The organism is Rhodanobacter lycopersici, from assembly GCF_040812335.1.
Classification (GTDB): domain Bacteria; phylum Pseudomonadota; class Gammaproteobacteria; order Xanthomonadales; family Rhodanobacteraceae; genus Rhodanobacter_A; species Rhodanobacter_A lycopersici.
Genome location: NZ_JBFOHK010000003.1, coordinates 444455 through 467343, shown reverse-complemented (window position 1 = coordinate 467343; position 22889 = coordinate 444455). Strand labels below are relative to the sequence as shown.

18 protein-coding genes, 1 tRNA gene and 1 pseudogene are annotated in these 22889 nt (G+C 58.5%); 15 read left to right on the top strand and 5 right to left on the bottom strand.

Annotation, left to right across the window (positions count from 1 at the left end; genetic code table 11):
• The first annotated feature begins 83 nt into the window (after positions 1 to 83).
• The 15 genes and pseudogenes from ABQJ54_RS13385 to ABQJ54_RS13315 all read left to right on the top strand — a co-directional run bounded on the left by ABQJ54_RS13385 (position 84) and on the right by ABQJ54_RS13315 (position 18177).
• Positions 84 to 1553, top strand: coding sequence for an ATP-dependent nuclease (locus ABQJ54_RS13385; protein WP_367854803.1), 1470 nt, complete (start codon positions 84 to 86; stop codon positions 1551 to 1553).
• A gap of 284 nt (positions 1554 to 1837) precedes the next feature.
• Positions 1838 to 1936: transfer RNA gene (locus ABQJ54_RS13380), tRNA-Ile, on the top strand.
• 15 nt (positions 1937 to 1951) lie between these two features.
• Positions 1952 to 2344: a hypothetical protein gene (locus tag ABQJ54_RS13375; RefSeq protein WP_367854802.1), complete on the top strand. Its 393-nt coding sequence runs from the start codon at positions 1952 to 1954 to the stop codon at positions 2342 to 2344.
• 250 nt (positions 2345 to 2594) lie between these two features.
• Positions 2595 to 3875, top strand: a complete 1281-nt coding sequence (locus tag ABQJ54_RS13370; protein WP_367854801.1) for an HNH endonuclease — start codon at positions 2595 to 2597, stop codon at positions 3873 to 3875.
• Positions 3875 to 4606, top strand: a complete 732-nt coding sequence (locus ABQJ54_RS13365) for a hypothetical protein (protein WP_367854800.1) — start codon at positions 3875 to 3877, stop codon at positions 4604 to 4606. The genes ABQJ54_RS13370 and ABQJ54_RS13365 overlap by 1 nt, the downstream gene beginning before the upstream one ends.
• 154 nt (positions 4607 to 4760) lie before the next feature.
• On the top strand, positions 4761 to 6074 hold the full coding sequence (locus ABQJ54_RS13360) for a hypothetical protein (protein ID WP_367854799.1): 1314 nt from the start codon (positions 4761 to 4763) through the stop codon (positions 6072 to 6074).
• A gap of 1001 nt (positions 6075 to 7075) precedes the next feature.
• Positions 7076 to 7867: a PDDEXK family nuclease gene (locus ABQJ54_RS13355; protein ID WP_367854798.1), complete on the top strand. Its 792-nt coding sequence runs from the start codon at positions 7076 to 7078 to the stop codon at positions 7865 to 7867.
• Positions 7843 to 9870 carry a TnsB C-terminal domain-containing protein gene (locus ABQJ54_RS13350; protein WP_367854797.1) on the top strand — a complete coding sequence of 676 codons (2028 nt, stop codon included), beginning with the start codon at positions 7843 to 7845 and terminating at the stop codon, positions 9868 to 9870. Before ABQJ54_RS13355 ends, ABQJ54_RS13350 begins: the two co-directional genes overlap by 25 nt.
• A complete protein-coding gene (locus tag ABQJ54_RS13345; RefSeq protein WP_367854796.1) occupies positions 9867 to 10961 on the top strand; it encodes a TniB family NTP-binding protein in 1095 nt (364 codons plus the stop codon). The genes ABQJ54_RS13350 and ABQJ54_RS13345 overlap by 4 nt, the downstream gene beginning before the upstream one ends.
• Positions 10958 to 11446 (top strand): annotated as a pseudogene (locus tag ABQJ54_RS13340) (TniQ family protein); the annotation flags it as partial. The gene ABQJ54_RS13345 and the pseudogene ABQJ54_RS13340, both read left to right, overlap by 4 nt.
• Before the next feature lie 141 nt (positions 11447 to 11587).
• Positions 11588 to 13282, top strand: coding sequence for a hypothetical protein (locus tag ABQJ54_RS13335; RefSeq protein ID WP_367854914.1), 1695 nt, complete (start codon positions 11588 to 11590; stop codon positions 13280 to 13282).
• 321 nt (positions 13283 to 13603) lie between these two features.
• Positions 13604 to 14008: an H-NS histone family protein gene (locus ABQJ54_RS13330; RefSeq protein ID WP_367854795.1), complete on the top strand. Its 405-nt coding sequence runs from the start codon at positions 13604 to 13606 to the stop codon at positions 14006 to 14008.
• Positions 14009 to 14256: 248 nt separating this feature from the next.
• Positions 14257 to 15984 carry a reverse transcriptase family protein gene (locus tag ABQJ54_RS13325; RefSeq protein ID WP_367854794.1) on the top strand — a complete coding sequence of 576 codons (1728 nt, stop codon included), beginning with the start codon at positions 14257 to 14259 and terminating at the stop codon, positions 15982 to 15984.
• Between the two features lie 1070 nt (positions 15985 to 17054).
• Complete coding sequence (locus ABQJ54_RS13320; protein WP_367854793.1) at positions 17055 to 17831, top strand: toll/interleukin-1 receptor domain-containing protein; 777 nt, start codon at positions 17055 to 17057, stop codon at positions 17829 to 17831.
• Positions 17824 to 18177 carry a hypothetical protein gene (locus ABQJ54_RS13315; RefSeq protein ID WP_367854792.1) on the top strand — a complete coding sequence of 118 codons (354 nt, stop codon included), beginning with the start codon at positions 17824 to 17826 and terminating at the stop codon, positions 18175 to 18177. Before ABQJ54_RS13320 ends, ABQJ54_RS13315 begins: the two co-directional genes overlap by 8 nt.
• A 281-nt stretch (positions 18178 to 18458) precedes the next feature.
• Here ABQJ54_RS13315 and ABQJ54_RS13310 read toward each other — a convergent pair whose 3' ends face one another.
• The 5 genes from ABQJ54_RS13310 to ABQJ54_RS13290 all read right to left on the bottom strand — a co-directional run bounded on the left by ABQJ54_RS13310 (position 18459) and on the right by ABQJ54_RS13290 (position 22884).
• Positions 18459 to 19025 carry a hypothetical protein gene (locus ABQJ54_RS13310; RefSeq protein WP_367854791.1) on the bottom strand — a complete coding sequence of 189 codons (567 nt, stop codon included), beginning with the start codon at positions 19023 to 19025 and terminating at the stop codon, positions 18459 to 18461.
• Between the two features lie 799 nt (positions 19026 to 19824).
• On the bottom strand, positions 19825 to 20772 hold the full coding sequence (locus ABQJ54_RS13305) for a pilin (RefSeq protein WP_367854790.1): 948 nt from the start codon (positions 20770 to 20772) through the stop codon (positions 19825 to 19827).
• 99 nt (positions 20773 to 20871) lie between these two features.
• Positions 20872 to 21717 carry an AraC family transcriptional regulator gene (locus ABQJ54_RS13300; RefSeq protein ID WP_367854789.1) on the bottom strand — a complete coding sequence of 282 codons (846 nt, stop codon included), beginning with the start codon at positions 21715 to 21717 and terminating at the stop codon, positions 20872 to 20874.
• Between the two features lie 244 nt (positions 21718 to 21961).
• Positions 21962 to 22321, bottom strand: coding sequence for an ArsR/SmtB family transcription factor (locus tag ABQJ54_RS13295; protein ID WP_367854911.1), 360 nt, complete (start codon positions 22319 to 22321; stop codon positions 21962 to 21964).
• A 59-nt stretch (positions 22322 to 22380) separates the two neighbouring features.
• Positions 22381 to 22884 (bottom strand): arsenate reductase ArsC, encoded by a 504-nt coding sequence (locus ABQJ54_RS13290; RefSeq protein WP_367854788.1) that lies wholly within the window; start codon positions 22882 to 22884, stop codon positions 22381 to 22383.
• Between the last annotated feature and the right edge of the window lie 5 nt (positions 22885 to 22889).

Here is a 22889-nt window from a genome sequence, read left to right as displayed (position 1 = left end):
CATGCGTAATGCATATATCAAGCCGCGCTTAGGGCGCGTCGACAACATAACCAAACTGCCCCCAGCTAACCTCGGAGTTCCCCTTGAGCTTTTTGAAGTCACTCTCGATCGCCGGGTACCGCGGTTTCAACGAGCTCCGAGTGATTCATCTGGCCGTGCCCAAGGATCAGCACGAAGGCAGTGGCCTGACGGTCATTACCGGCGCCAACAACTCGGGCAAGTCCACGGTGATCGAGGCGCTACGTGCACGATCAGGCCACCAGACGCCAAGCTTCTCCGAGGGGATTCGCAATAAGCGGGCGGATTTCGTGCGGATAGGATTCGAATTCGAGAAACGGTCCAAGGCAGAGGGCGATCAGCCCGTCCTTCTCGAAAGTCTGACTGAGGTGATCGAGAGTAAGGCAGCGGGCAGCAGCCAATCGGTTCATAAAAAAGCGGGCGTCGAGATCACGAATTGGAGCGAGCGTGAATCAGATCCAATCCGCGTGGTTCCCTCGCGCCGGGGCTTCCAGCCGTATTTCCAGCGTTCGCTGGGAACATTGCAGGACTATCAACGACAGAGTGGCCTACCAGCTCGCCGGATGGCGGAGCTGTCCTCGTTTGAGATGCGGCTCTTCGAGATCGAGAAAGAGCCGAGCAAGTTCAACGCATTGCTCGGTGAGCTGCTGGGGTACACCCCCAAGTGGACCATCGACCAGTCATCGGAGGGCAACTATTACATTCGTCTACGCAATGGGGATGCGAGCCACTCCAGTGATGGTGCGGGCGAAGGAATTGTCAGCCTGTTCTCCATCGCCGATGCGCTCACGAGCACCCCTCCCGGCGGCATCGTCGCCATTGACGAGCCCGAACTGTCCCTGCACCCGGCGATCATTCGACGTCTTGTGCGCGCCATCGTCCGGTTGTCCGCCGAAAGGCAGATCATCGTCGCGACGCATTCCCCGTACTTTGTCGACCCCGCAGCGATCGCACGAGGTGCTGCACTCGTCCGGGTTACCTCCGAGGGTGCTGGCTCGAACGTCTACCAGCTCAGCGACCAAGGCCGGATGGCGCTCAAGAAAATCCATGATCCAGAGAGCCCGAACACCAAGGCACCACACACATTTGGTTTGGATGCCCGTGAGCTGTTCTTCCAGGATGACGGCATCGTGCTCACCGAGGGCCAGGACGACGTGATGCTGTACCCGATCGTGGCGCGTCAGCTTCCGATCGGTCGTGTGCCGGGCCACCTCTTCGGCTGGGGCGTCGGCGGTGCCGGGAACATGCAGCACCTCTGCCGTCTTCTGCAGGACATGGGCTACAAGAAGGTGGCTGGGCTTCTGGACAATGACCAGGCGGCGACCTTGCCCAAGCTCGAACAGGATTTCCCGAACTACAAGTTCTTCTCGATCCCAGCCAAGGACGTGCGTGACAAAGATGCTGTCATCGCACGCCACGCGGTAACCGGCTTGCTCGAAAACGCCAGAGACCTGCGCGAAGAATATCGCGAGCCGATGGTGTCAATCTTCGAATCAATTCGCTTAGCGTTCGAAGGCGAAGCGACCCTCGGATAATGAGGGTTGATGCCTAGCGACCGCTTGGGGACAAGCCGGTCGTTTTAGGTCGAAATCAGCCGACCCTGGCAATGATCGGTATGTCGGCAAGGCAATCAGAATTGTTGCGGATGGAGCGCATACGTTCCGAGCGTCGTTCGTGAGGCTCAAGTCCCTGTCCGTGCGCATCCCATAAACGTACACCCATGTCGTTGCGCGATCTGGTAGGCTCGCAACATGATCCGTCTTGCCTTCCACCGCGAGCGAATACCGACGAGCAGCTGAAGCATGCTCGCGTGTTGTTCGCCCCCGTGGCCGAGAGGTTAGGCGTCCGGCTTATATCCGGATAAAGGCAGTGGCCAGATAAGCCACCCATGCAGGTTCGAGTCCTGCCGGGGGCACCAATTCAAGGTGCCCATATGAATCCTGAAAATTCTCGACGACTGCAGTCGGACTTTCCGCTGCTGTACCGATCACAAAGACTTGATCCTCTTCGCCAAGATCAACCTACCGTACTCGCGCTCTGGGGTTTCGAGTGCGGTGATGGCTGGATGGACTTGGTCTATCGCCTTAGCCAGGCTATCTCCAAGCACATCGAATCCACCGGGCTGAACATCGTTGCGACGCAGGTGAAGGAGAAGTTCGGCACGTTGCGATTCTATATCGATGGCGGAGACAAGGAGGTTTTTGGGCTAATCGCGGCGGCTGAGCAAGAGTCAGCAACGATCTGCGAGCTTTGCGGTGCGCCTGGAACCCTTGTAGCGAAGGGATGGTGCTCCACCCTCTGCGAATCTTGCAGGCGGATGCATTGATCATTCACTTATTGCTGCGTCGAGATAGTCGCGGCGCGTCAGGGTATCGAGGATGCAGTCGGTCGCTTCTGGGCCTGCGTGTGGGCCCACCGCTTCCCGCAATGTGGGCCACGCTCCGCGTCGTAGGCAAGGTCACCGACACCCGGATAATGCGCATGTAGCCAGTGGTGCCCGTCGTCCAGCTCCGATCTCCATCCATGAGACCACTCCCCCAGTAAACTGACGGCTCAGCATTGGGGGAGCCCACGGAATGGCCTACTACACTTTCAACATTGGTCATCCGCCAACGACCGCGTGGTGGCAAGAAAATTTGGCGCGTGGCGTCATCACCGCTGGTTGGGATGGAGAGGCCGGTGATCGTGGCGATCAGGTACTCAATCAGCTCGAAGAGGGCGATTGGGTTCTTGCTTACTGTAATGGTCCTGGATTTGTTGGCGCCGGCCGAGTGCTCGGTACCGGCAGCTACCAGCTCCACAAGGATGTTCCCGAGGGTTCTCTGTCCTCGCATCAGCATGAGCGTAAGGTTCAGTGGGGTCCTTTCGTCCGGGATGTGTCCCATGGCATTCGGGCGGCCAAGGTAGGCACGCACCCGCCGAGGCAAACGAAGGAGCACATCGACCCAGCCGTTGGAGAAACGGTGATCGTCTTGCTGGCAGAGCGCGCCGCACTCGAAGCGAACGAGCCGTTACCAGCCTTGGGCGATTGGAAGTATTGGCACGTTCTTGAAGCTGTACGCGCTCTGGGTGGCTCCGTATCAGTCAAGGAAATCACCACCTGGCTGGGAGAGAATTACCCCCACGAAGATAGCAGCGACGCGCGCGACAATGCGTGCTTGCTGTCGGTGAACGACGCCAATCGTCGCCATCACGATCACGGTCGGAAAGACTTCCGAACGGATCAGGGCAACCCCAAGGATGCCCTGTACCGCGTGGGTCGTCATCGTGATGTGAGCTACGAGCTCTATGACCCTTCGGTCCATGGCTTCTGGGACATCCTGGAAGAGGATGGAAAGTGGGTGGCCAAGCAGTTGGAAGGTCCGGTGAGTCCCGTGGATCATGCGCTGCGCGAAGCACGCGTACTCGTCGCGTCCGAACCAGTACCTCCCATCGGCAATGACCACGATGCGCGTGTGTACGAACTCCGTGCCGTGGCCTTGCGTGAGGGTCAGAGCGACTTCCGCGCGGCGCTCCTGGATGCCTATGACCGTAAATGCGCGATCACCGGCTGCGGCGTCGTGGAAATCCTGGAGGCCGCACACATCCGGCCATACCGTGGCGAGTACACCCATCGCACGGACAATGGCCTGTTGCTCCGTGCTGACATCCACACCCTCTTCGACAAGGGCCTGATCTGGGTCGATGCCGAAGGCTTCGTGCAGCTCGATGAGAAGTTGTCCGGAAGCGAGTACGGGCCACTACGGGGGCATAAGCTCCGCGCGCCGGCGGATCCTGCGGTGCAGCCGCACGCGGAACACCTGACACACCATCGGAAGCACACCGCCCGACTTCCAGCTCGACAAGGGGAATCCTGATGGACCTCGATTCGCATGAGCGATACAACGGCGACGTGCAGGAGTGGGTGGATGAGGAAACTCAGGCCTTAAAGGCCGCCGGCATAGTGATTGTGGAGTGTACCGACCTCATTCAGGAGCACGCCAACTGCGTCATCCTGCCCACTGAGGGTTTCCGCGATTTCATCAAGGCGACCGCTCAGCCCATGGTGTTTCTGTATCGGGGCGATTGCGACGTCTCGGTGCGCATTAGTTCCAGGATCGAAGACGTGTGCGAGGAGGGCGAGGATCCCGCTTTGATGGTGCGCGCTTTCGAAACCCAGCATGCGTTGCTGGTGAAGCGTGCCAAGGCCGCGTGTTCTTCTCACTTCTACGCTGAACTCAATGTGCTCCACCAGGGCGGGTTTGTCCTAGCTGGGGTGCTAGCCCAGGCCTATGAAGACTTGCTGGCTGCGCTGCAGGCGTTCTGCGAGAACGCTGAAGATCGGCGTGCAGAGGCGAAGGATGCACAACTCCAGCTGGATGAAGAAACCCTAGATGAACTGGCCGAAGAGCTGATGAAAGACCCAGCCTTTGCGGCGATCCGCGGCAAGCGCAAGAGGTGCGTCTATGTCAGCGACAAGTACGGTCTCCGGGTTCCACGACATCATCGGGGCGAGCTCAGGCGCGTGGATCAGACCTGTGACCCGATGGACTCCAACCTCGTGGGACTTGTTGAGCGTGTTTCTGACCGACTCGACCTGCTGAGGTAAAAGATGCCGCCTTGGCGGGCCGACGATCGCCGACGCCTTCCTAGATCGCAGGTGCTCAAAACCAGAGCGCTGCAGTGGCTGCATCTCCGCATGAGGTGGTGCGTGGCGTATGCGAGCTAACCGAGCATTACGCAATGTGTTTGGAGCCCTCGACATGATCTACCGAAGACGAGCCCTTCAGCGCCGCCTTAACGATCTTCGCGACGTGTTGGGCGATGAGGCGGTCGAAAAATTGGCGGAACGCCTCAACCGGCCCGGCAAAGATCGAGTCGCGGCCATGTGGGAAGTAGTCGTGATGCACGGCCTTTCGAATTGCGGCTCCCTGCAGAACGAGGTAGCCCTAGCTTCCATGCGGCGGCCTGACATCCTGTTCGAACGGGATGCTTTGCGGCTGACCGCTGACGTGACGGCGGTTTCGGACGAAGGTCTCAACAACAACAATCCCTACCGCGAGCTAAGTCAACTGATCGAAGCCGCCAAGTGCAAGCTCAAGCTACCTATCGGCGGCGTCGACTTGCGTATCCGGGCTAAGCACGAGAGTACGAAGCGTGGGAACCGTACAGTGCTGCTGCTGCCACCTCGGGGGAAGCTGCAGGAGTTCGTTAACCAGTTGATTCTGCCGCAGTTGCGCGAGCAGATGACTGCCGGAGCATCTCCGCTGCGCATTGCGATCGATGAGGCTGATGTCAGCCTCGACATCACTATCGATCCGATTAGGTCACCCTACAGCTCGGCCGGCTTTGCCACTTATGACGCGCCCAAGATCAGGGACCGAAATCCTCTCTATAACGCTCTCAAGGCCAAAGCTGAGCAGCTTCGTGGTGCAGAAGGTACCACCGGAATCATCGTTGGCGACGGCAATTGCGCTGCACTTTCGGACCGATCGGCGAACTGGGACGAGGTGTCGACCGAGCAGATCGTTGCGGAGTTCTTCCGGCAATTCTCGTCGGTCGGTTTCGTCCTGCTCCTGTGCGTCCGTGAAAGTCGACATGGCTGGTCATCTTACCCACCACCAGTGCTGCAGAACGATGCACGCCTGTTTGTTCGCGACGGTTGTGACGCCCGTTCCGAGTTGAGCACTCTGTTCCAGGCGATGCTCGAGCACTTCCCAAAGCCTGCGATGATGCCAGTTAACGGTGCGTTTCGGGCTTGCGAAGAAGGTTACGATCTAGGTCACCACGGAGGCTTTTCTATGACGGGTTCAGGTGTGGTGCGCCTCGGCTTACGCGAATTTACAGAGATCTTCGCGGGGCTACGGACACTCCAGGACAATGGCGCCAAAAACATCGAAGCGGCGAGGAAATTGCCTCAGGAACCGAGCCAGTTGCAGGCCATCGTGTTGCGCAACTTGAGGGACGGCCGCTTGCCGGCGTCAATCGAAATCATCAAGACAGACGAGGACGATAACGACGATTGGGTCGAAATTCGCTTCGGCGAGATCGACCCTGCCATCGCGCCTCTCCGATAACGCTGCTCGGCTTGTAGCGCGTAACGTTCAGTCGGAACACTATGCGGCGTAGCGCAGCCGTTCTTGTGCGATAGCCGTGCGGATTGAGCCGTTGGCGACTGTATTGAGTAGGGTCGTGGAATGTTGGGAGAGGGGGCATCCCCAGGATGCACGAAGCTGCCACCACGCACTTGTAGACGCCAAAGCACTACGCGCTGCGCGGGTTCCCCTGGGGGCATCTAGCAATCGAAGTTCAGCAGATGCTCAAACCGAGGCACTGCAGTGGCTGAGGGCGCATCGCGCGATCGCGACACTCATCATGTCGACTATCGTTGGGGTAAAGGCGGTCCTTTTACTCTAACGAAAATGCAGTAAAATCAACGTGTTGACGGACTTCTTGCGGTCCGCTACTGTCCGGGTCAGTCTTGCGCCGGATACCCCCGTCTTGCTCGAAACTGCACAGCACATCGAGTCGAGCCTCTTCCAGCGGTACGGAGGACTCCTCGACTCGGCGACGGCCGCCAAGGTTCTCGGCTATCCCTCCGCCGAAGCGCTGATCAAAGCCCGGTCGCGAGGCGCTCTTGCCTTACCGATGATGCGCATCCCCCACCGGCGTGGTTGGTGGACAACGCCCCACGATGTGGCCCGCTACTTGGATAGCTTGCGCTCGCCGAGCGCAGCATCCGAGCCCACGGCGCCTGGACGCCGCCCCAAGAGAATTGAAGCGGCTCAGTCGACTGCCCTACGGAAGAGGAGCGCCCCTATGACCTAAACACGGCTTCTGAGTTTCTTGCTGATGCCGGGTCCAGAAAGCACAAAGCCCAGCGCTCTGCCAGGAGCGCTGGGCCTAAAAGCGATAGAGCTTCGTCCGCTTTGTCGTAATGGTGCGCCCCACCTGCGTCTTCTGTCAACGAGTCCGTCCGGCTTTTTCAACGAGCCAGACCGGGCTCGACGGGCAGGTGTTGCCCGGTCCCTCCTACGGCGTGTGCGTCTGGCACACGCCGAATTGAACGGACCAATCCATGAAAACCTATTCCAGGGCATTTCCTGAGAGTGCCGGGTGGACGTCGCTCGTCGCGGCGCTGTCACGCATACCAGTTGACGGTACCGACTCAGCGGCGGGCATCTCAATCAGGCTTCCGGCTCCCGGCGAAGTACGCGTTCACCACTTGGTTTATCGGGGCGCGCCGCGCCCTGTGACCAAGGTGCCGTCTGTCACCCTAGGCCGCATCGTGCAATGCGAATCTGTACTGGAGGCTGACCTTGCGTCCATTCTCGACGCTTGCCCAGGCGTTACAGCATTCGCAGAGCAGGCCGCCGAGTTGCGTTACTGGCACGACGGCAACGTGAAATGGCATATCCCTGACTTCGTTGTCAGAACAGGCGATGACGTGGAGTTTGTCGAGGTCAAATTCGCCCGCGACCTGAATCGCGAGATTCGAAATAGGACCCAGTTGCTGCAGGAGCTCTTGCGCCCCTTCCGCATCAACTACCGGCTCGTCACCCAAGGAGCGATTCGTGCGGGCTGTGCACTGGCCAACGCGGAGATGTTGCTTATGCGCGGCCGGGCTGTTCCTTCAGAACTCTGGGTCATCCAAACCTGCGATGCCATCCGGCGCCGCGGAGCCATACCACTGTCCGAGTTCTCCTGGTCGGTGAGCGGAAGTGTCGAAGCTGCTGGCGTAGCCAGGCTGATCATCGACGGCCACCTGCATGTCGACATGTCGAGACAGATCACTTCCTCGACACTGGTTTATCGGGCCAAAGATCTCAATCAGGAGAACCGGCTATGGCTACCGGCAGCTTCCAAGTAGGTCAGCGATTCGTTTGTGGTGAGACTTCGTTCCGTTTGTATCGCCCTGTGGGTGACGGTGCCTGGGTCGTGGAGGATCTCGGAACAGGGTCTTTCCGCGAAGAAGACCAGGCAAGCCTCCTGCATCGATGGAGTTGCGGTGAACTGCGATTCTATGAAGGCGCCGATATCGCTCCACGTCCGTCGGCGAAGTCCGTGGCACTGGCGAGTGCCGTTGAGGATGCATACCGCCAAAGCTATCCCGATGCGCTCTGGAAGAGGGCGGTGGCCAAGCTCTTCTTCGTAAGAAAGCTGGCCGCAGTTCCTTCTTCCGAAACGGCGATGAGCCCGCTTATTGAGGAAAGTTGGCAGCAAGCGGTGAAGTTACCCGACTGGCCTATGGTGCGGCCGCCGCACTTCACCACTGTTGCCCGATGGATACGCGATTACCGTAAAGCAGGCGAAGACATCAGAGCCCTCATCGATCGGCACACGGACAAGGGAAATCGAGAAAGCCGGCTTGGCGAGTTGATGGAGACGATCGCCGATGACGTGATCGAAACCGTCTACATGACGCTCGAGCGGCGAACCGCTCAGGAAGTGCTGGAGACGCTGAGGGGGAGAGTGGCTCAGCAGAACCTGGGGCGGCTGGCCTCGGAGAAGCTACCCCGGCCCAGCTTCAATTACGTTAAGCGTCGCATCAGCGAGATTCCAGTCTATGACAGATGCGTGGCGCGCTATGGGAAGCGCCTCGCGGATATCAAGTTTCGTGCCGCGGGTCTGGGCATGCCTGCAGAGAAGCTACTGGCCCGCGCAAGCATCGATCATTGCCGCCTCGATCTCATGGTGGTGGATGAGGAAAGTCGGCTGCCCTTGGGCCGACCGTGGCTCACGCTGATCCTGGATGAGAGAAGCCGGTACGTCCTTGGCTTTTACATCGGTTTCGAAGAGCCCAGTGCGGTCAGCGTCGGGCGAGCTGTTTCTCAAGCCCTGATGCCCAAGACGGAGCTGCTTACCGCCCATCCGCAAGTCGTCAACGCGTGGGACGCCTGGGGCATCTTTTCTACCCTCGTGGCAGATAACGGACTCGAACTTCACGGTACGGCGCTTGAGCATGCGATCGAGCGTTTCGGCATCAAGCTTCAGTTCTGTCCGCGGAAGAAGCCTTGGTACAAGGGCAAGCTGGAGCGATTCTTCCGCACTTTCAACAACAGGCTATTGGATGGGATACCCGGCAAGACATTCTCGAGCGTCATGGATAAGGGCGACTACAACCCATCCAAGCATGCGGTCGTCACGCTCTCAACTCTTCGCGAGATCACTCTGATCTGGATCGTCGACATCTATCACCAAAAGAATCACCGTGCATTGGGCCGCTCACCGGCAGAGGTGTGGGAGGAAGAAATTCATGGCGTGGATCGGTGGCTCCCGGCGTCCGCTCTGGAGACGGATAGCGCGTTCAGTCGGAAAGAAACCAGGTGCCTTACCCACAAGGGTATTGAGTTCGACTGCCTGTTTTACAACTCGCCTGAACTTGCGCGAATACGTGAGTTCCACGGTGCTGAAATCGACGTAGAGGTGCGCGTGGCGGATGACGACATCGGCAGCATCGTCGTCGTCGCGCCTGGCGGGAGGCAACTAGTCAAGGTGCCCGCTCTGGAGCGCGAATACGCAGAGGGCATGACGCGTTGGCAGCACAAGGTATGCAAGCGCTACAAGCGACGAATTCAAGACGACGAGTCGCGAGACATCAGCCTGTTCGTTGCCAGGGAAAAGATCCGCGAGCTCATCAGCAAGGACATGCAACTTACAAAGCGTGATTCCCGCAAGCGACAAGCGCGCTTCATCGAAGCGCCAGAAGCTGCCAGATCATCGGAAGGGCGTATGGGCATGGCGCCGTCTATGCCTGCAGCATCCACTGCACAAGAGGACGCCATTCGGGCAAGCGACTACCTGCCTCAGGAGGATGCCGTTCCCGTCTTTGCCAGTCGACGCATCAATTCGCTCGCGGGAGGGCAGGCATGACCAGGGGCCAGGATCTGACCGTATACAAAGACCTCGTGGGGTCGATTCGGATCGACCACTACGCCTATGAGCAAATTCTTGATGTGGTCATCGAGACTCTGGAGGACGTAAGCGAAGAGCCGCTTATAGCGTGCGAGGCTGCGGTCCCATCGTGCGTACTTATCGTGGGTGAAACGCGTACCGGAAAGTCCACCGTTGCACGGGATGTCATGGCGCGCTTCGCACCGACGCGAAGTTCGGAAGGCGTTCGTCAGTCCATCGTGTATGCCGCTGCTCCGCCCAAGGGAACCGTCAAAGCTATTCTCGAGCAGCTTTTGAAGGCCTTGGGCGATCCCCATTGGGCCAGGGGGAGCGAGAGCGCCATGACGCAACGCCTGTTGACGCTGCTACGAGGCGTCGGCTGTCGGATGATCATCATCGATGAGTTCCAGCATCTCAGCGATAAGGGGCAGCGGAAGCTGCTTGCCCTGACGGCGGACTGGCTGAAGAACCTGGTCGAGGGCAAGGAATGGGCGTTAGTCGCGATTGGGCTCCCAGAAGCCCGATCCGTGATCAATGCCAACCCGCAGCTCATAACGCGTTTCGATCAAACGCTGGTGATGCCGCTGTTTGATTGGAACGACGATCAGTCGCGAGCGCAATTCAAGGCGATCCTCAAGTCGTTTGTCGGGGCGCTTTCGCCGTTCGAGCTCCCTGACCTTGGTGACCATGAGTTGGCGCTGCGCACGTACTTGGCGACCAGCGGGCGTATCGGCCTTTTGGGAAAATTGATGGATAGGGCAGTGAAGACGGCGATCCGCAAGGGGGATCTGAGGATAAGGATGGAGGATCTCGCCGCCGCCTTCGAGCGATCCATCTGGTTCGCGCAGGACTTTCCTCTCCCCGGCGGCCCCTTCCGAGGAGACATCAGTCTGTGCCAAAACGCCGCGCTGCTAACGAGTGTGATGCATCTAGCCGCTCATGACAGCTATGCAGACACGAGCGCGACTGTGCGCGTCCAGCAGTCAGGAGAGGATGAGCAGAGGCCAAAGAACGCGAACAAAAAGTCGGAAAAGCGCTATGTCAGAGAAGAGCTGGAGCGCGCGCTATGAAAATTCCACGTGCACGAAAGTCCAAGGTCGTGGCGCAGGCCCTCTCTCCTCATCGGCCATCGGGCGGGCAGAGTTCTCGCGAATCTAGCGGTGATAACCGGGTGTGCAGGCTGGTGGTGACGCCTAAGCCTCTGCCTACCGAGTGCGTGACGGGATACCTGCATACGCTATGCGATGCCAACGGATATCCGAGGCCATCGTTCATGTTGACTGGACTACTTGAGCGTTCGAACAAGAACGGATATCGGTTGGTTACCCCCGACCTCTTGCGCTCGATGACGGGGATCAGCAAGGCCGCAGCACGCCGTGTGTGCCTGGCCCCTTCGAGGCAGGGTTCGCGAAGTACCGTGCAGTTGCTTGGGCAAATGGTGCATACCTCCGAGCTACGCATGGATGTGTTCAGGATATGCCCTATGTGTGTCGCCGAGGGAGGTCGTCACGAAGCGGCATGGCACCTCAAGATGGTCAACTGGTGCGCAATACACCGCCTCAGGCTTCTGGAGTCGTGTTCCTGCTGCGGCCACGTGCTTGAGTGGAACCGACCCGGCTTGGGCGAGTGCCAATGCGGTGCGGACCTAACGACTCAGCGAGTCGAAGCACCGCAATGCTCGGATGCATTGGCACGGTTGACGGAGGTATTTGAAGCGGCGCTCTACAGCCAACCTAAGGTTCGCCGTGTTCCGGCGCAGATGTCCCATCTGGTACATCTGACTATCTATGGGCTGAGCCGGCTTATCTTCGTCCTGGTTGAGCAAGTACCTACGACCGGAGTGCCACTGGTGCAAGGACGGCTAAGGGACAGCGTCGTCACCGTGGACCAACTGGAGACGGTAGCACGCATCCTCGATGATTGGCCCCATGCGTTTCAGCGCTACCTCAACGAGCGTTATGCCGCCGAAGTGCAAGCGGACTTGTTCGGCGACGGGTTCCGCAACGCGTTCTACTGGGCGTTGGTGATGTTGAGCAATGTCAAGAAGACCACGGCAACATCCGAGTTCGCTTTTCTGCGCGAGCAGGTGTACCAGTTCGGCGCCAAATACCTGCCCCGTGAGCGTCTCGTCCGCGGGAGCAAGGCTCAAGGCCCGATTACCTTTTCGTGGGCGACTCTTCTTGAGGCCGCGGCCGAAATAGGAATGGATCCGAGGACGTTGGCTAAGCGCGTGAAGTCAGGTGAAATCCCGGCAATCGAGGCGGACAGCCGCCGAAGAAACAGAAATCTTCTGATCGACATGGAGTGGCTGCGGCGTTGGAAGGTCTCCAGGTACGCCTCAGTACATGTGCGAGACGCTGCGGAGACCATCGGGATCTCAGTGGCTCTCCTTCGCGCGGCGAGAAAGGCTGGCATCTACGAGTCTCAATACCACGCTCGAAAAATTGCAGGCTTCTCCGAAGAGGATGTCAGTCGCTTTTCAGCGATTCTGACGAAGCTGGCGAAGCAATACTCGATAGACGGGACGCCTGGTGGAATCACGGATGGCGAGGCGAACCTACGGTCCACTAAAAGCATCACGCGGCGGATCAACTTGTTGCGAAACCTCCAAGGGCGCCATCCAGGGATTTGGCAGCCTGTCGAGGATCCAGCGACACGAGTTGACGCACCGGTGGAGGTCGAAGTCTATGGGCATCGCCCCGTGGTCGTGGGGTATGGTGAGGAGGTCGGCGGAGGGGCGAAGGACCATGAGTTCTCGGTCCTGTCCCGTTGGCCTAGCCCAGTGCATGCAAACGGCGTCGGCGAGATGGTCGATCTACTGGTTGCCCAAGGTGTAGGTGAGAAGGACATCCTTCTGGCGACCAAGGGTAGGGGCGCGATAAGCGAAGAGGTGCGGCGAGAATTTTTAACGCATTGGAAGAGCGAATGGCGCCGGCTCGAACAAGTGGAAGAGGAGATGCGAGGACTGATACCGGAGTGGGTGTGGGATCGAAACATGAGGAAGTATCTGAGGAGCTTTCAAGAGCAGGATGCCAAGAAGCTCGAGCAGGCAGGTGAGTTGCTTGGCGTGTGGCTACCGATCTACGGTGTTCGCGTGTACCCACTGTTTCAGTTCGAAGGGCTCTTGGTGAAGAGAGGGCTGCGAGAACTCCTTGGCCTGCTGCCGAAAGATACGCACGGCTGGACGCAGATGAGGTGGCTCGCGACGCCACACCCAGACCTGGGAGATAGGCGGCCGATAGACATTGCGCGAGAGGATCTTGATGCCGTCGTTCAGGCTGCGAAATGCTCCTCGCTTACGTTGCGATCAGGCAAAATCAAGGACAGCTTCCTCTGTGGAGGAGTCTTGATGCGGACGGATAGCCACTCCAACGAAAGAGATATGTCATGACACATCGCCTTGGGTCCTATTCCGACTGGCGGACCATCGCCCCTGTTGAGAGCTGCCCACAGTGTGGAGGAAGGCAGTTTCGGTCGCGAGACTGCCCAACAGGATTGGAAGTCGAGTGCTTGGCCGGGTGTGGCTATCGTGAAGTGCTTACCGATCTTAGCCGCGAAGAGTTCGAGCAGTGGCTGCAGAAGGTACGCGCGCTACGCGACTCATGACTCTCAAGCGAGCTATAGGTGTGCATCCCATGAAATGCTCACACTAATCCACCCGGGGCTGCATTTTCTCGTACGCTAGGGCCTCCCATCCAACCAAAAGACCACCATGGCTATAAATATTGATTCGCTCTCCCCGGCTGAACTCCAGGCGCTCATCAAGAGCGCAGAAGCGCAGATGGAATCCGCGCGGAAAAATCACGTCAAGGAAGTGCGGGCCAAGATTGATAGCATCCTTGCTGGCGCCGGACTGGCCATTGGGGATGTATATCCGACACGTGGAGGTAAGTCTGCGAAGGGACCGAAAGCCGCCGTAGCCCCCAAATACCGCAATCCCGACAACGCATCTCAGACGTGGTCAGGGCGTGGCAAACGACCCCTCTGGTTCAACGAGGCGTTGAAGAAGAGGGGTGTGACAGCGGAGAGCCTGATGATCGCCAGCACACCTGCGAAGGCTGCGCCGGTCAAGAAGGCGCCGAAGAAGGCTCCGGCCAAGAAAGTTGCAAAGAAGTAGCCTGGGATAGCGACACCTGAGTTGTTGCTGCCCAAGGGCGCCTGGCTCAACGCGGCTAGGGGCCGGGCTTGGCCCCGTTTGGGCTCCAGGGAACGTCGTCGGCGCTATCGAAAGTCTTGCCAAGGGCCGATAAGCCTTATTTACTATAGGTCAGGGAGGGCGGAGTCTGTTCATGGTTTTGGGGCGTGATTCCGCGTCCGCTATTAAGTGACCACTTGCTTCTGAACTAGCCCGCCCTCCCTCCCGACATGGCCACAGCACAACCGGTTTCCAGAACCTTGTACCGATTGGCAGATGTCCAAACTGCCAATCAACTGGCGCGCGCCCTCGGGCTACCTAGAGCTGTACTTGAGGTCGTCGTAGCCAACAATGACCCAGAAAAGCTCTATTGCAAGCACCAAATTCCCAAGCGAAATCGCCGTAGTAGCACGCCATTCCGCGTCGTGTGGGAGACGCGCCTTGAAGCTGTCGCCCGCTCCCATAAGGCGACAGCACGACGCATTGATGACTTTGCGAGAAGGCAAGGCATCGGCTATCCACACCCGGCAGCTCATGGCTACGTTCGTGGTGGGTCAACGAGGAGCAATGCGTTGCCTCACTGCGGCGCCAGGGTGATCATCCGCGCCGACATTCAAGATTTCTTCCCGACCATCACGAAGGAACGAATCGAGCAAGCGCTAGGCTCAATGGGTATGCGCGCGGAGCCAGCTAGACTTCTGGCCAAATTCGTGACGATAGAGGACGCGCTGCCCTTAGGCCTTCCCGAGAGCCCAGTCATCTCCAACCTTATCTGCTTGGGCTTGGATGCAGAGCTACAAGCGCTGGCGGATGCTCATGGTGCCAAGTACACGCGTTACGCCGATGACATCACATTTTCTGGAAACAGCAACCTTCCAACTCGCGAGGACATCTGCGACATTCTAATCCGGCACGGCTTTAAGTTATCTGAGCACAAGTTCAAGAAGTCTAAGCGCGGGCAATCGCATTTTGTTACAGGTCTCAGCGTGTCCGAGCATGATTATCCTCATGTGCCACGCAAGACAAAGAGGAATCTTCGACTGGAACTTCATTGGTGCGAGAAGCTTGGGCTCGACGCGCATGCGGCTGAGCGGAACGAGGACCCAAGAAGTACGTACCTAAGATTGAGTGGATTGGTCAAGTATGTGACGTTCATTGAACGCAGGAAGGCGATCGAGATTCGCGATCAATGGAAGCGGATTGCGCAGAAATTTATTGGGCCAACCTCGTATGCCAGCATCCATGGGCAAGACATAGGAAAGCGCTACCTTATTGGAGACGAAACGGAATTCGAGGTTGGTGGGTCCCGCTTTTTGGCTGTCTGCGTAGTGCGCATCACGGACTATGAAGAGGTAGACAAGGCGATCGAACTATTACTAGGTGACTACCTCACGACGCCCGGGGCTAAAGGTAACCTCGATCTACTTCAGGATGTCGGCGTCCACTACACAGACGCGCACTTTGATTTGCGTACCCAGACACTCGACATGATGACCGACTGTCTGGCTTGGAGCGCAGGGATTCACTTTGCAAGGCTGGACTCATCGAGTCAGTACAAAGAGATATATCTGCGTCTTTTTCGAGAAATCGTACGGCAAGAGTTCTTGACGGCAGACGACGTTGAGATGGAATTCCTTATGGAAAGGAATGACAAAGTGAAGCTCCCGGCGCTAGCAGAGCTAGTGCAATATGAATATGCAGAAGCCGAGGCGCATGACTCCCACCGGCCAAAAAATTTGCCGGAAGTGAAAAAAGTCGAGAAGTCAAATACGCGGGTTATTACATTGCCCGATTTTGTTCTAGCGGCGTTCCGGAACTATGCGTGTCATGTTCCTGGGCCCGCAGACGTGATGCTGGATTTTGAACGAGTTCGCGACCATATTCGTTATGTGCATGACGTGGATAGCGGAGATTATTACACGAGAAAACGCCCTTTCGTTGCCATCGGAGGCCCGTAGGTCGAGTTGGGCAAGCGCATCTGAGTGTTCTTTAGATGAGGGTAAATATGCGCATGTGCAATAGTTAGAGCCACGGGGTGAACTTCGGGGCGCAGCTACTAAGGAACTGATCAAGCAAGCTTGGCGAGGGCGGCCTCGCCGCGGTGCTCGGTAGTTAGCGCTGACGAGTTTTACACGAACAAGCGATCCGTGAGGGCGTTTTAGTGGAGGCTGCAGGCAGGGTGTCGCTCCAGAATCGTATGGCGTAATTGAACATGAATAATCGGACTGACGGGTCCGTCACTTTAGTAATTGGAGGTTACTAATGACATTTCGATTTATCTGCGCTGGCGTGCTCTTGGCAGCGGGTCTCGGTCTTGCGATCGTATCGCTTATTCACGGTCAGCCAATCATTGCGCTCGCGTTGGCCATGGCTGCCGTCTATGTGTGTCTTGGCGTAGTAATTGGAATCACCGAAGCAATAGATGGCCCTATGTTTAAGGTCGGGGCGGCAGCTATCGGTTTGGTGGGCATTATTGGGGTATTCGCGTACAGTCGAGGACTCAATCCGCAAGTGTCTAGCGCCCATGCAAGCGCACTAAACGATTTTGCATACGCTGACTTGCGGTGCCCGCACCCATCGCCAAAACTGCTAGCCATCGAAAGTCTTGGTATAAAAGCATGTATGGTACAAAGTAATTCGGATCAAATGGCATCCGTCATTGACCTTGCAAAGGCTATTCACTATGGTCCAACATTGTCTTTGGCCGACTCAGCTGCGTCACTAGGCCATGGTGAAGCACCAGACTACTGTGCTGTCGCTTTCAAGGCCGCGGATGCACTGTGCCCATCTGCTTTCAGTTCACTTTCAGAATCTGATCGTGAGGTGCTCACTAAGCTGGGAAGTGACCCCTAGCCATTAATTTAGCCGGACGCAAATCTCAGGGGGTATGAAACTCAAGCGAGACGTCGACGTCAGAGATTTGCTATGACGTGGTTACATTTTCGCCAGTGCATGTCTAGCCAGGCGTTCGAGCTTAGTGAGCTGCCCCGATGCTTAACTCGAAGATTATGCCTTTTGAGGGGAGTCAATGCGAATTTTTCTCAGTTATTCAAGCAAAGATAAAGAGATCGTAGAGAAGTTTTCGGAGCGATTGCAGAAGCAAGGTCTCCAAGTATTCTTTGATGCGCAAAGTATTCCTGTCGGGGCGTCAATTGCTTCCTCAATAGAGGAGAGGATAAGCCGTGCCGATGCAGTTATTTTCTTTGTGTCAAAAGATGCGCTTCAAAGTGAATGGTTCAATATGGAGCTCAGTATCGCGGTTAGTAACCGTTACTCGGGGCGTCAGACCAGAATCATCCCGGTACTATTGGATACTGAATCAAAAACTCCGTTCTTTCTCAGTGATTTTCAATGCTTGGATCTTACCATGTCAAGATCCGAGGCCGAGATTGATGCGAAGGCTTCAATGTTGGCGACATCCTTAAGCGTAGATGAACCTAAAGGCGCCCCAGAATCTCGGCTAATTAAACGTCAGCGTGAAATTGAAATCGAGAGTCAATTGCTTCTCGCAAGAAAACTTCAATACGAGGAGCTTAAGAGGCACAAGGCTAGACAACTCTTTTTACTGACTGGTGTTGCATCGATGTTCTCGATGGCTGGCTTGGCCATCTTCTTGTTGCACACCTTTGCAAGCGTCAAATTTTCGGAGTTTGGGTGGCTTATTTATACCCTCCTTGGTGCCATATTTACGATGATCGGTTCATTCATGTATATGCGAAAAGAATTGCCGGAGAAGGAGCGTCTAAGAAAGATAATTTCTGATATCGAAAGTCATATGTCAAAATTGGAGGGGCGTGATGACTAAGAATGTATCCATCACGCCTGTCATGGTAGAGCGCGCAGCAGAGCAACTAAGGCAAGAACGCGAAACATTCGATCAACAAAAGCGCCATGACCATCTTTGGTTTGTACTTCGGCTTTCAATGGGGTTTGCCTCGATCGTTCTCATGGGGGCTGTAATGATCGTCTCGACGTATATTCTCTTTAAAAATGCGGATTTTCCGAAGGAAGTCGTTATTTCTGCAGGCGGTGCGCTATTTGTCGATGTCCTTGGACTGTTGGTGGGTGTATGGAAGATCGTGCTCAGTCCGCAGTCGGTTACCCGGCTTCAACCAACTACGTCATCTTCTATTCCAACCGTAAAGGAATGATGCATCGAGGCGAGCCTCTCGTTCGACGGTACGCGCGCCTCAACTCAGACGCTGACCATTCACTCCTGGCCACCCTGGCCAGGGGCATCTGGCAGATCAGGATGTGGGTGTGCTGATCGTGACAGATTGGTTCTAATGAACAACTTTATCGGTGCAGGCGATTCCCGCTTGCTCGGTCACGGCAGAGACCGAGAATGCTCCGAAGGGCCTGGCAAAGTTCCAAGGAAAACAAGCACTGCGCTCGGAAGACGAAGTTGCACCGCGGGTCGCTTGGCCGGGCCCTAGCGAGGAGGAAAGCCCGCGCAGCCCCATGTCCTGTACTTTGGCTTGTGCCTGATGCCCTCATAGCACCGCCGCAGTTCGGAAAGATCAACGACCTCTGTTGCCAACGGACGCAACCGGGTCAGATCCGCCAGAGCCATGGATAGGGCACCATCGCCTTCGTGAGTGTTGATGTACTGGAAACCGTCGTAGCCAAAGCCCTTCAGCCAGGTCCCGAACACGGCGAGTCGAGCTGGCCTGTCCTTGGGGTTCCCCTTGAGCTGGCGGTATAGTGGGATCGCGCGGTCCCATGACGAGAAGAAGCGTTTGTCTGATCGCAAGCGTCTAATCCAGACTGCAGGGTCGGGTGAATCGAAATCGGCCACATCAAGGAGATTCAGGTCCTTCGGCACCGTGAACGAGGCGAGATGGGGCTGGCCGGTCGCGCCGTCGAGACAATACCTGTCGGTAAGCACCTCGATGGCGGCTTCGCGTGTGCCTAGGTGCGTGAAGGGATGCCACTGCTGCCCCTCCTGGGGCAGTGTGAAGGTGCCGTGGTACCACGTCTGAGGAATGAGTTGCGCCACGCGCGCGTCCTTGAGTCCTTGGCCTGGCGACATGCTACCCCTGTCCTGTGTGCATTGGGCTGGGTCAGTGCTCGCGATACCGTCCAGCCGGAAGGTGCCCGGTCGTGGCGATGGAGTGCACCCTTGACGGGTCGCCGGCGATAGCGGCCGCCGTGCCGGCCGCGGATGGTCGTGCAGGCCATGACCTTGGCCGCCGGCGCGCCATCTAACTAATTGATCTAAAATGATTAAATATCCGATCGCGAAACTAGCATCTTTTGGGTGTTGAGCGGTAAGAAACTAGCGCCTTATGAGGGCTGTCCGCTAGCAACTGTCGCGCCCAAATTTGCCGCAGCCCCCGTCCTTGCTGATCGCGAGCTAGCTGCTTTTGGGGAAACCCACATGTTGGTTCGAGTCCAACATCGGCGCCAGTTGTATCAAGGGCTTGCAGCGATGCAGGTCCTTTTTCTTTGGCGCTGTTCGCATTGAGTAGTGACGTCTCAGGCGGTGAGCGTGGCTGAGTGGATGGTGGTGGCAAGCCCGAAGGGTTCGGGCGCAGGAGCCACCGATGCGTACCCGCGAACTGAATCGCTGGCTGGATCGACTGTCCCGCCTGACGCCCTGCCAGCGTGGTGCTGATAGGGCGCAATCGCGCGGGGCAGACCGCGGACTTCGGCTTGCTCGCGGGCAATAAGGCCGGATTACTGACTAGGGATAGAGCCAGTTCTTGGTGTAGCTCCAGAAGCCCTTGAGGCCGATCGGTGGGGGCCACGCATCAGCCGATATTTGATGACTGCCCGTGCGTGCCTCGGGTGGATGGCTATTGGCATTGCTCTGGCAGATAGTACGGAACGATGTCCGGACTCTGGCACGTCCAGACGATGGCGCCATCCCGCCCTTCGGCGACCAGTGCCAGCTTCTTGCCGCGCAAAGCTTCGGGGGCGCCCTCTCCGAACACCGTCACCAGGGCGGTACCTTCGTCGATGGCCAGCACGGCGAAGCCAGTCAGATCGCCACTGGCATACGCCCCGGCTTCTTTCAGACCGGCTTGAGTATTGCTTTTTGGCCAGACGCGATTGCGATCGATCGCGTCCAGGACCTGCTCTTTCAGTGGCTCGGCTTGCATCAGGGCGCTGGCCACATGAGCCCGCAACACATAAGTCTGATACAGGGGTAATGCGATGGCGCCGAAAATGCCGATGAGGGGTATGCCCAGCAATACCCAGAACACGGCCTTGCCCGCCCTGGGCTGCATCCGCCCGGTCTGCTGCCAGCATGCCAGCCAGGTCAATTGCCCCTGCAGGTACAGCGTGTTGAAGAAGAACAGCGTGATGCCGCCGATGCGGACCGGGAGACGGTAGATGATCATGTGCCGGCGGATCGAGGCCGACATGGCGAAATAAGCGCCATAGAAGAGCATCCCGGAAGCCAATTGCAGCAGCTTGCCGAGGCGCTCCGTAGAGGTCAGCGGCGCCGCATCGCCCACCGGTGTCCAGGCAGGAATCAGGAAAAACGAAATGATGATGCCGCCCAGCGACAGCCAGAGCATCAGCGACGCACTGCTCAGCGGATCGATCTTGCGCACCCAACTGGCCTGGATGAAGGGCCAGACAATGGCGAAGATGCCAAGCGTGAGTACGCTGAGCAGGAAAACCCAGCCCCAATGCAGTGACGGTGGGGGAGGCAGGTAGGCACGATCAGCGACCACCGTGCGCCAGGATTCGGCATCCCGCTCCGTGAGCCCTGACATCGTGTCGTTGCGATCCATGCCGTTCCCTTTTGCCGAGCCGCAAGATTATGCGGAAGTCTTCCATTGCAGCAAGGCCCGGACTGGGCGATTGATCGCCTCTGCTGCATCGGGCATGGATCAGCCGTGCCCGGTGCGCCGATACTCGCCCGGCGTCATGCCAAAGCGGTGCAGGAACAGCTCGCCGAAGTGCGAGGGCGTGGCGAAGCCGAGGTCCGCGGCGATGGCGGCGATGCTCTGCTCTGTTTCGAGCAGGCGGCGGCTGGCCAGGTGCAGGCGGTGCGTACGTACGTAGTCGCTCCAGCTCATGCCGACCTGTTGCTTGAAGCGGCGGCTGAAATAGGCGGCCGACATTGCACACAGCGCCGCGGCCTGTTCTGCGCCGGGCGCGTCCGCGGGACGACGGCGCAAGCGATCGATGGCCGGACGCAGGCGCTGCAGGGCGCGCGCATTGGCGGCCAGCTTGCGGCCCTTGACCGCCGGCGCCAGCGCGACCGCACGCATCAGCAGTTCGACCATCGGCAGGGCCAGCGGATCGAGCGGACCGAGTTCGACCAGCCAGTCGGCGAGCTGTCGCAGGCGCAGCCCGAGGCCTTGGCTTGGCCGGGCGCAGAATGGCTCGCGCAGGCGCTCCAGTCCGGGCAGTCGCGACAAGGACTCGCCGGCCGCTGCTTCGACCTGCAGCAGCACCCAGTCGCGCGGCCCGGCGTCCAGCGCGAAATCGTGCTGGCGCATCGAGGGAATGAAGGCGATGCAGCCGGGCGCCAGCGCGTAGCGATGATCCTCCGCGTCGAAGTGTCCGGCCACGCGGCCGAACAGCACCAGTTCGTGCACGTCGTGGAAATGCACGAACGGCTCGCTGCGCGCCGCGTTGCGGTCCTGCCGGATGCGCTCGACCCGCAGCGGCGCGCCCGGCGGCAATTCCACCGGTTCGCAGATCGGACGATCGAGATGGGGGAGGGTCATGACCGCTGACTGTGTTGCCGCAAGCTGCCGGATTGTCGCCGATTTCAGGCGCCGGCAAGACCCGGGGCCTGTGAAAAAAGCCACGCCCGGTGATCTCTTGCGTGCACCAGTCATGCGCGAACGCGCAACCGGATCAAGTTGACCACCTCGCAGGCGACCGCGATCGGGCGATGCCCATCGCGACATCGTCAACCCGCGCGGCAGTACGTCCCGCCCGATGCCTTGTCCTTCACGATGGCGCTTTTCAGGCCGGCTTGGCGGCGCGCTTGCGTGTGCCCGCCACTTGCGCCGCACCCTTGGCGGGCGCGCAGGTCTTGCCGGTCGCGCAGCAGCAGTTCTCGGTGAGATAGCCGATCAAGTCGTCCATGGCTGCCATCGAGGCCGCGTAGTAGATGAAGCGGCCTTCCTGCCGGCTGCTGATCAGGCCAGCGTGCACCAGTTCCTTCAGATGGAAGGAAAGCGTGGTGTTCGCGACGCCCAGACGTTCGGCAATCGCGCTGGCCACCAGGCCATCCGGCGCGTGCTCGACCAGCAGGCGATAGATGGCCAGGCGGGATTCCTGGGCCAGCGCGGAAAGGAGCGTGATGGCTTGCTTGGTCTGCATGGCGATGCGGGAGTTCTTCCGGGATCCGGGCAGTGTACGGGGATGCGCCGCCGGCCGGGTCATGCGGGCTGCGAACGGGCTTCGGCATCCAGCCCTTCGATGCGGCTGCCGAGTGCCAAACGATCGAGCGCCTCGATGCGCAGGTTCATCAGCAGGCTGATCCGTTGCTGCAACAGGTTGCGCGCCAGCAGGAACGCCTTGTAGACCGCCTCGCCCGTGGCCTTGGCCGGGTCGGGGATGTTCCAGTGCGCGGTGATCGGCGCGCCGGGCCACGCGGGGCACGCCTCGCCGGCCACCTGGTCGCACACGGTGATGACGAAATCCATGATGGGCGCGCCGGGTAGCAGGAATTCGCTCCAGCTCTTGCTGCGCAGGCCATCGGTCGGCAGGTTGACGGCGTGCAGCACCTCCAATGTCTGCGGGTAGATGAAACCCTTGGGATGGCTGCCGGCGCTGTAGCCGCTGAAACGCTCTGCGCCGCGGTGGTTCGTGATGGCTTCGGCAAGGAGGCTGCGTGCGGAGTTGCCGGTGCACACGAACAGGACGTTGTAGTGACCTTGCATGGCGC

Coding starts and splice junctions, on each gene's coding strand:
- ABQJ54_RS13290 (WP_367854788.1), bottom strand. CDS start 22,884: ATGCAAGGTCACTACAACGTCCTGTTCGTGTGCACCGGCAACTCCGCA.
- ABQJ54_RS13325 (WP_367854794.1), top strand. CDS start 14,257: ATGGCCACAGCACAACCGGTTTCCAGAACCTTGTACCGATTGGCAGAT.
- ABQJ54_RS13315 (WP_367854792.1), top strand. CDS start 17,824: ATGACTAAGAATGTATCCATCACGCCTGTCATGGTAGAGCGCGCAGCA.
- ABQJ54_RS13295 (WP_367854911.1), bottom strand. CDS start 22,321: ATGCAGACCAAGCAAGCCATCACGCTCCTTTCCGCGCTGGCCCAGGAA.
- ABQJ54_RS13355 (WP_367854798.1), top strand. CDS start 7,076: ATGAAAACCTATTCCAGGGCATTTCCTGAGAGTGCCGGGTGGACGTCG.
- ABQJ54_RS13320 (WP_367854793.1), top strand. CDS start 17,055: ATGCGAATTTTTCTCAGTTATTCAAGCAAAGATAAAGAGATCGTAGAG.
- ABQJ54_RS13300 (WP_367854789.1), bottom strand. CDS start 21,717: ATGACCCTCCCCCATCTCGATCGTCCGATCTGCGAACCGGTGGAATTG.
- ABQJ54_RS13365 (WP_367854800.1), top strand. CDS start 3,875: ATGGACCTCGATTCGCATGAGCGATACAACGGCGACGTGCAGGAGTGG.
- ABQJ54_RS13370 (WP_367854801.1), top strand. CDS start 2,595: ATGGCCTACTACACTTTCAACATTGGTCATCCGCCAACGACCGCGTGG.
- ABQJ54_RS13305 (WP_367854790.1), bottom strand. CDS start 20,772: ATGGATCGCAACGACACGATGTCAGGGCTCACGGAGCGGGATGCCGAA.
- ABQJ54_RS13350 (WP_367854797.1), top strand. CDS start 7,843: ATGGCTACCGGCAGCTTCCAAGTAGGTCAGCGATTCGTTTGTGGTGAG.
- ABQJ54_RS13345 (WP_367854796.1), top strand. CDS start 9,867: ATGACCAGGGGCCAGGATCTGACCGTATACAAAGACCTCGTGGGGTCG.
- ABQJ54_RS13375 (WP_367854802.1), top strand. CDS start 1,952: ATGAATCCTGAAAATTCTCGACGACTGCAGTCGGACTTTCCGCTGCTG.
- ABQJ54_RS13360 (WP_367854799.1), top strand. CDS start 4,761: ATGATCTACCGAAGACGAGCCCTTCAGCGCCGCCTTAACGATCTTCGC.
- ABQJ54_RS13330 (WP_367854795.1), top strand. CDS start 13,604: ATGGCTATAAATATTGATTCGCTCTCCCCGGCTGAACTCCAGGCGCTC.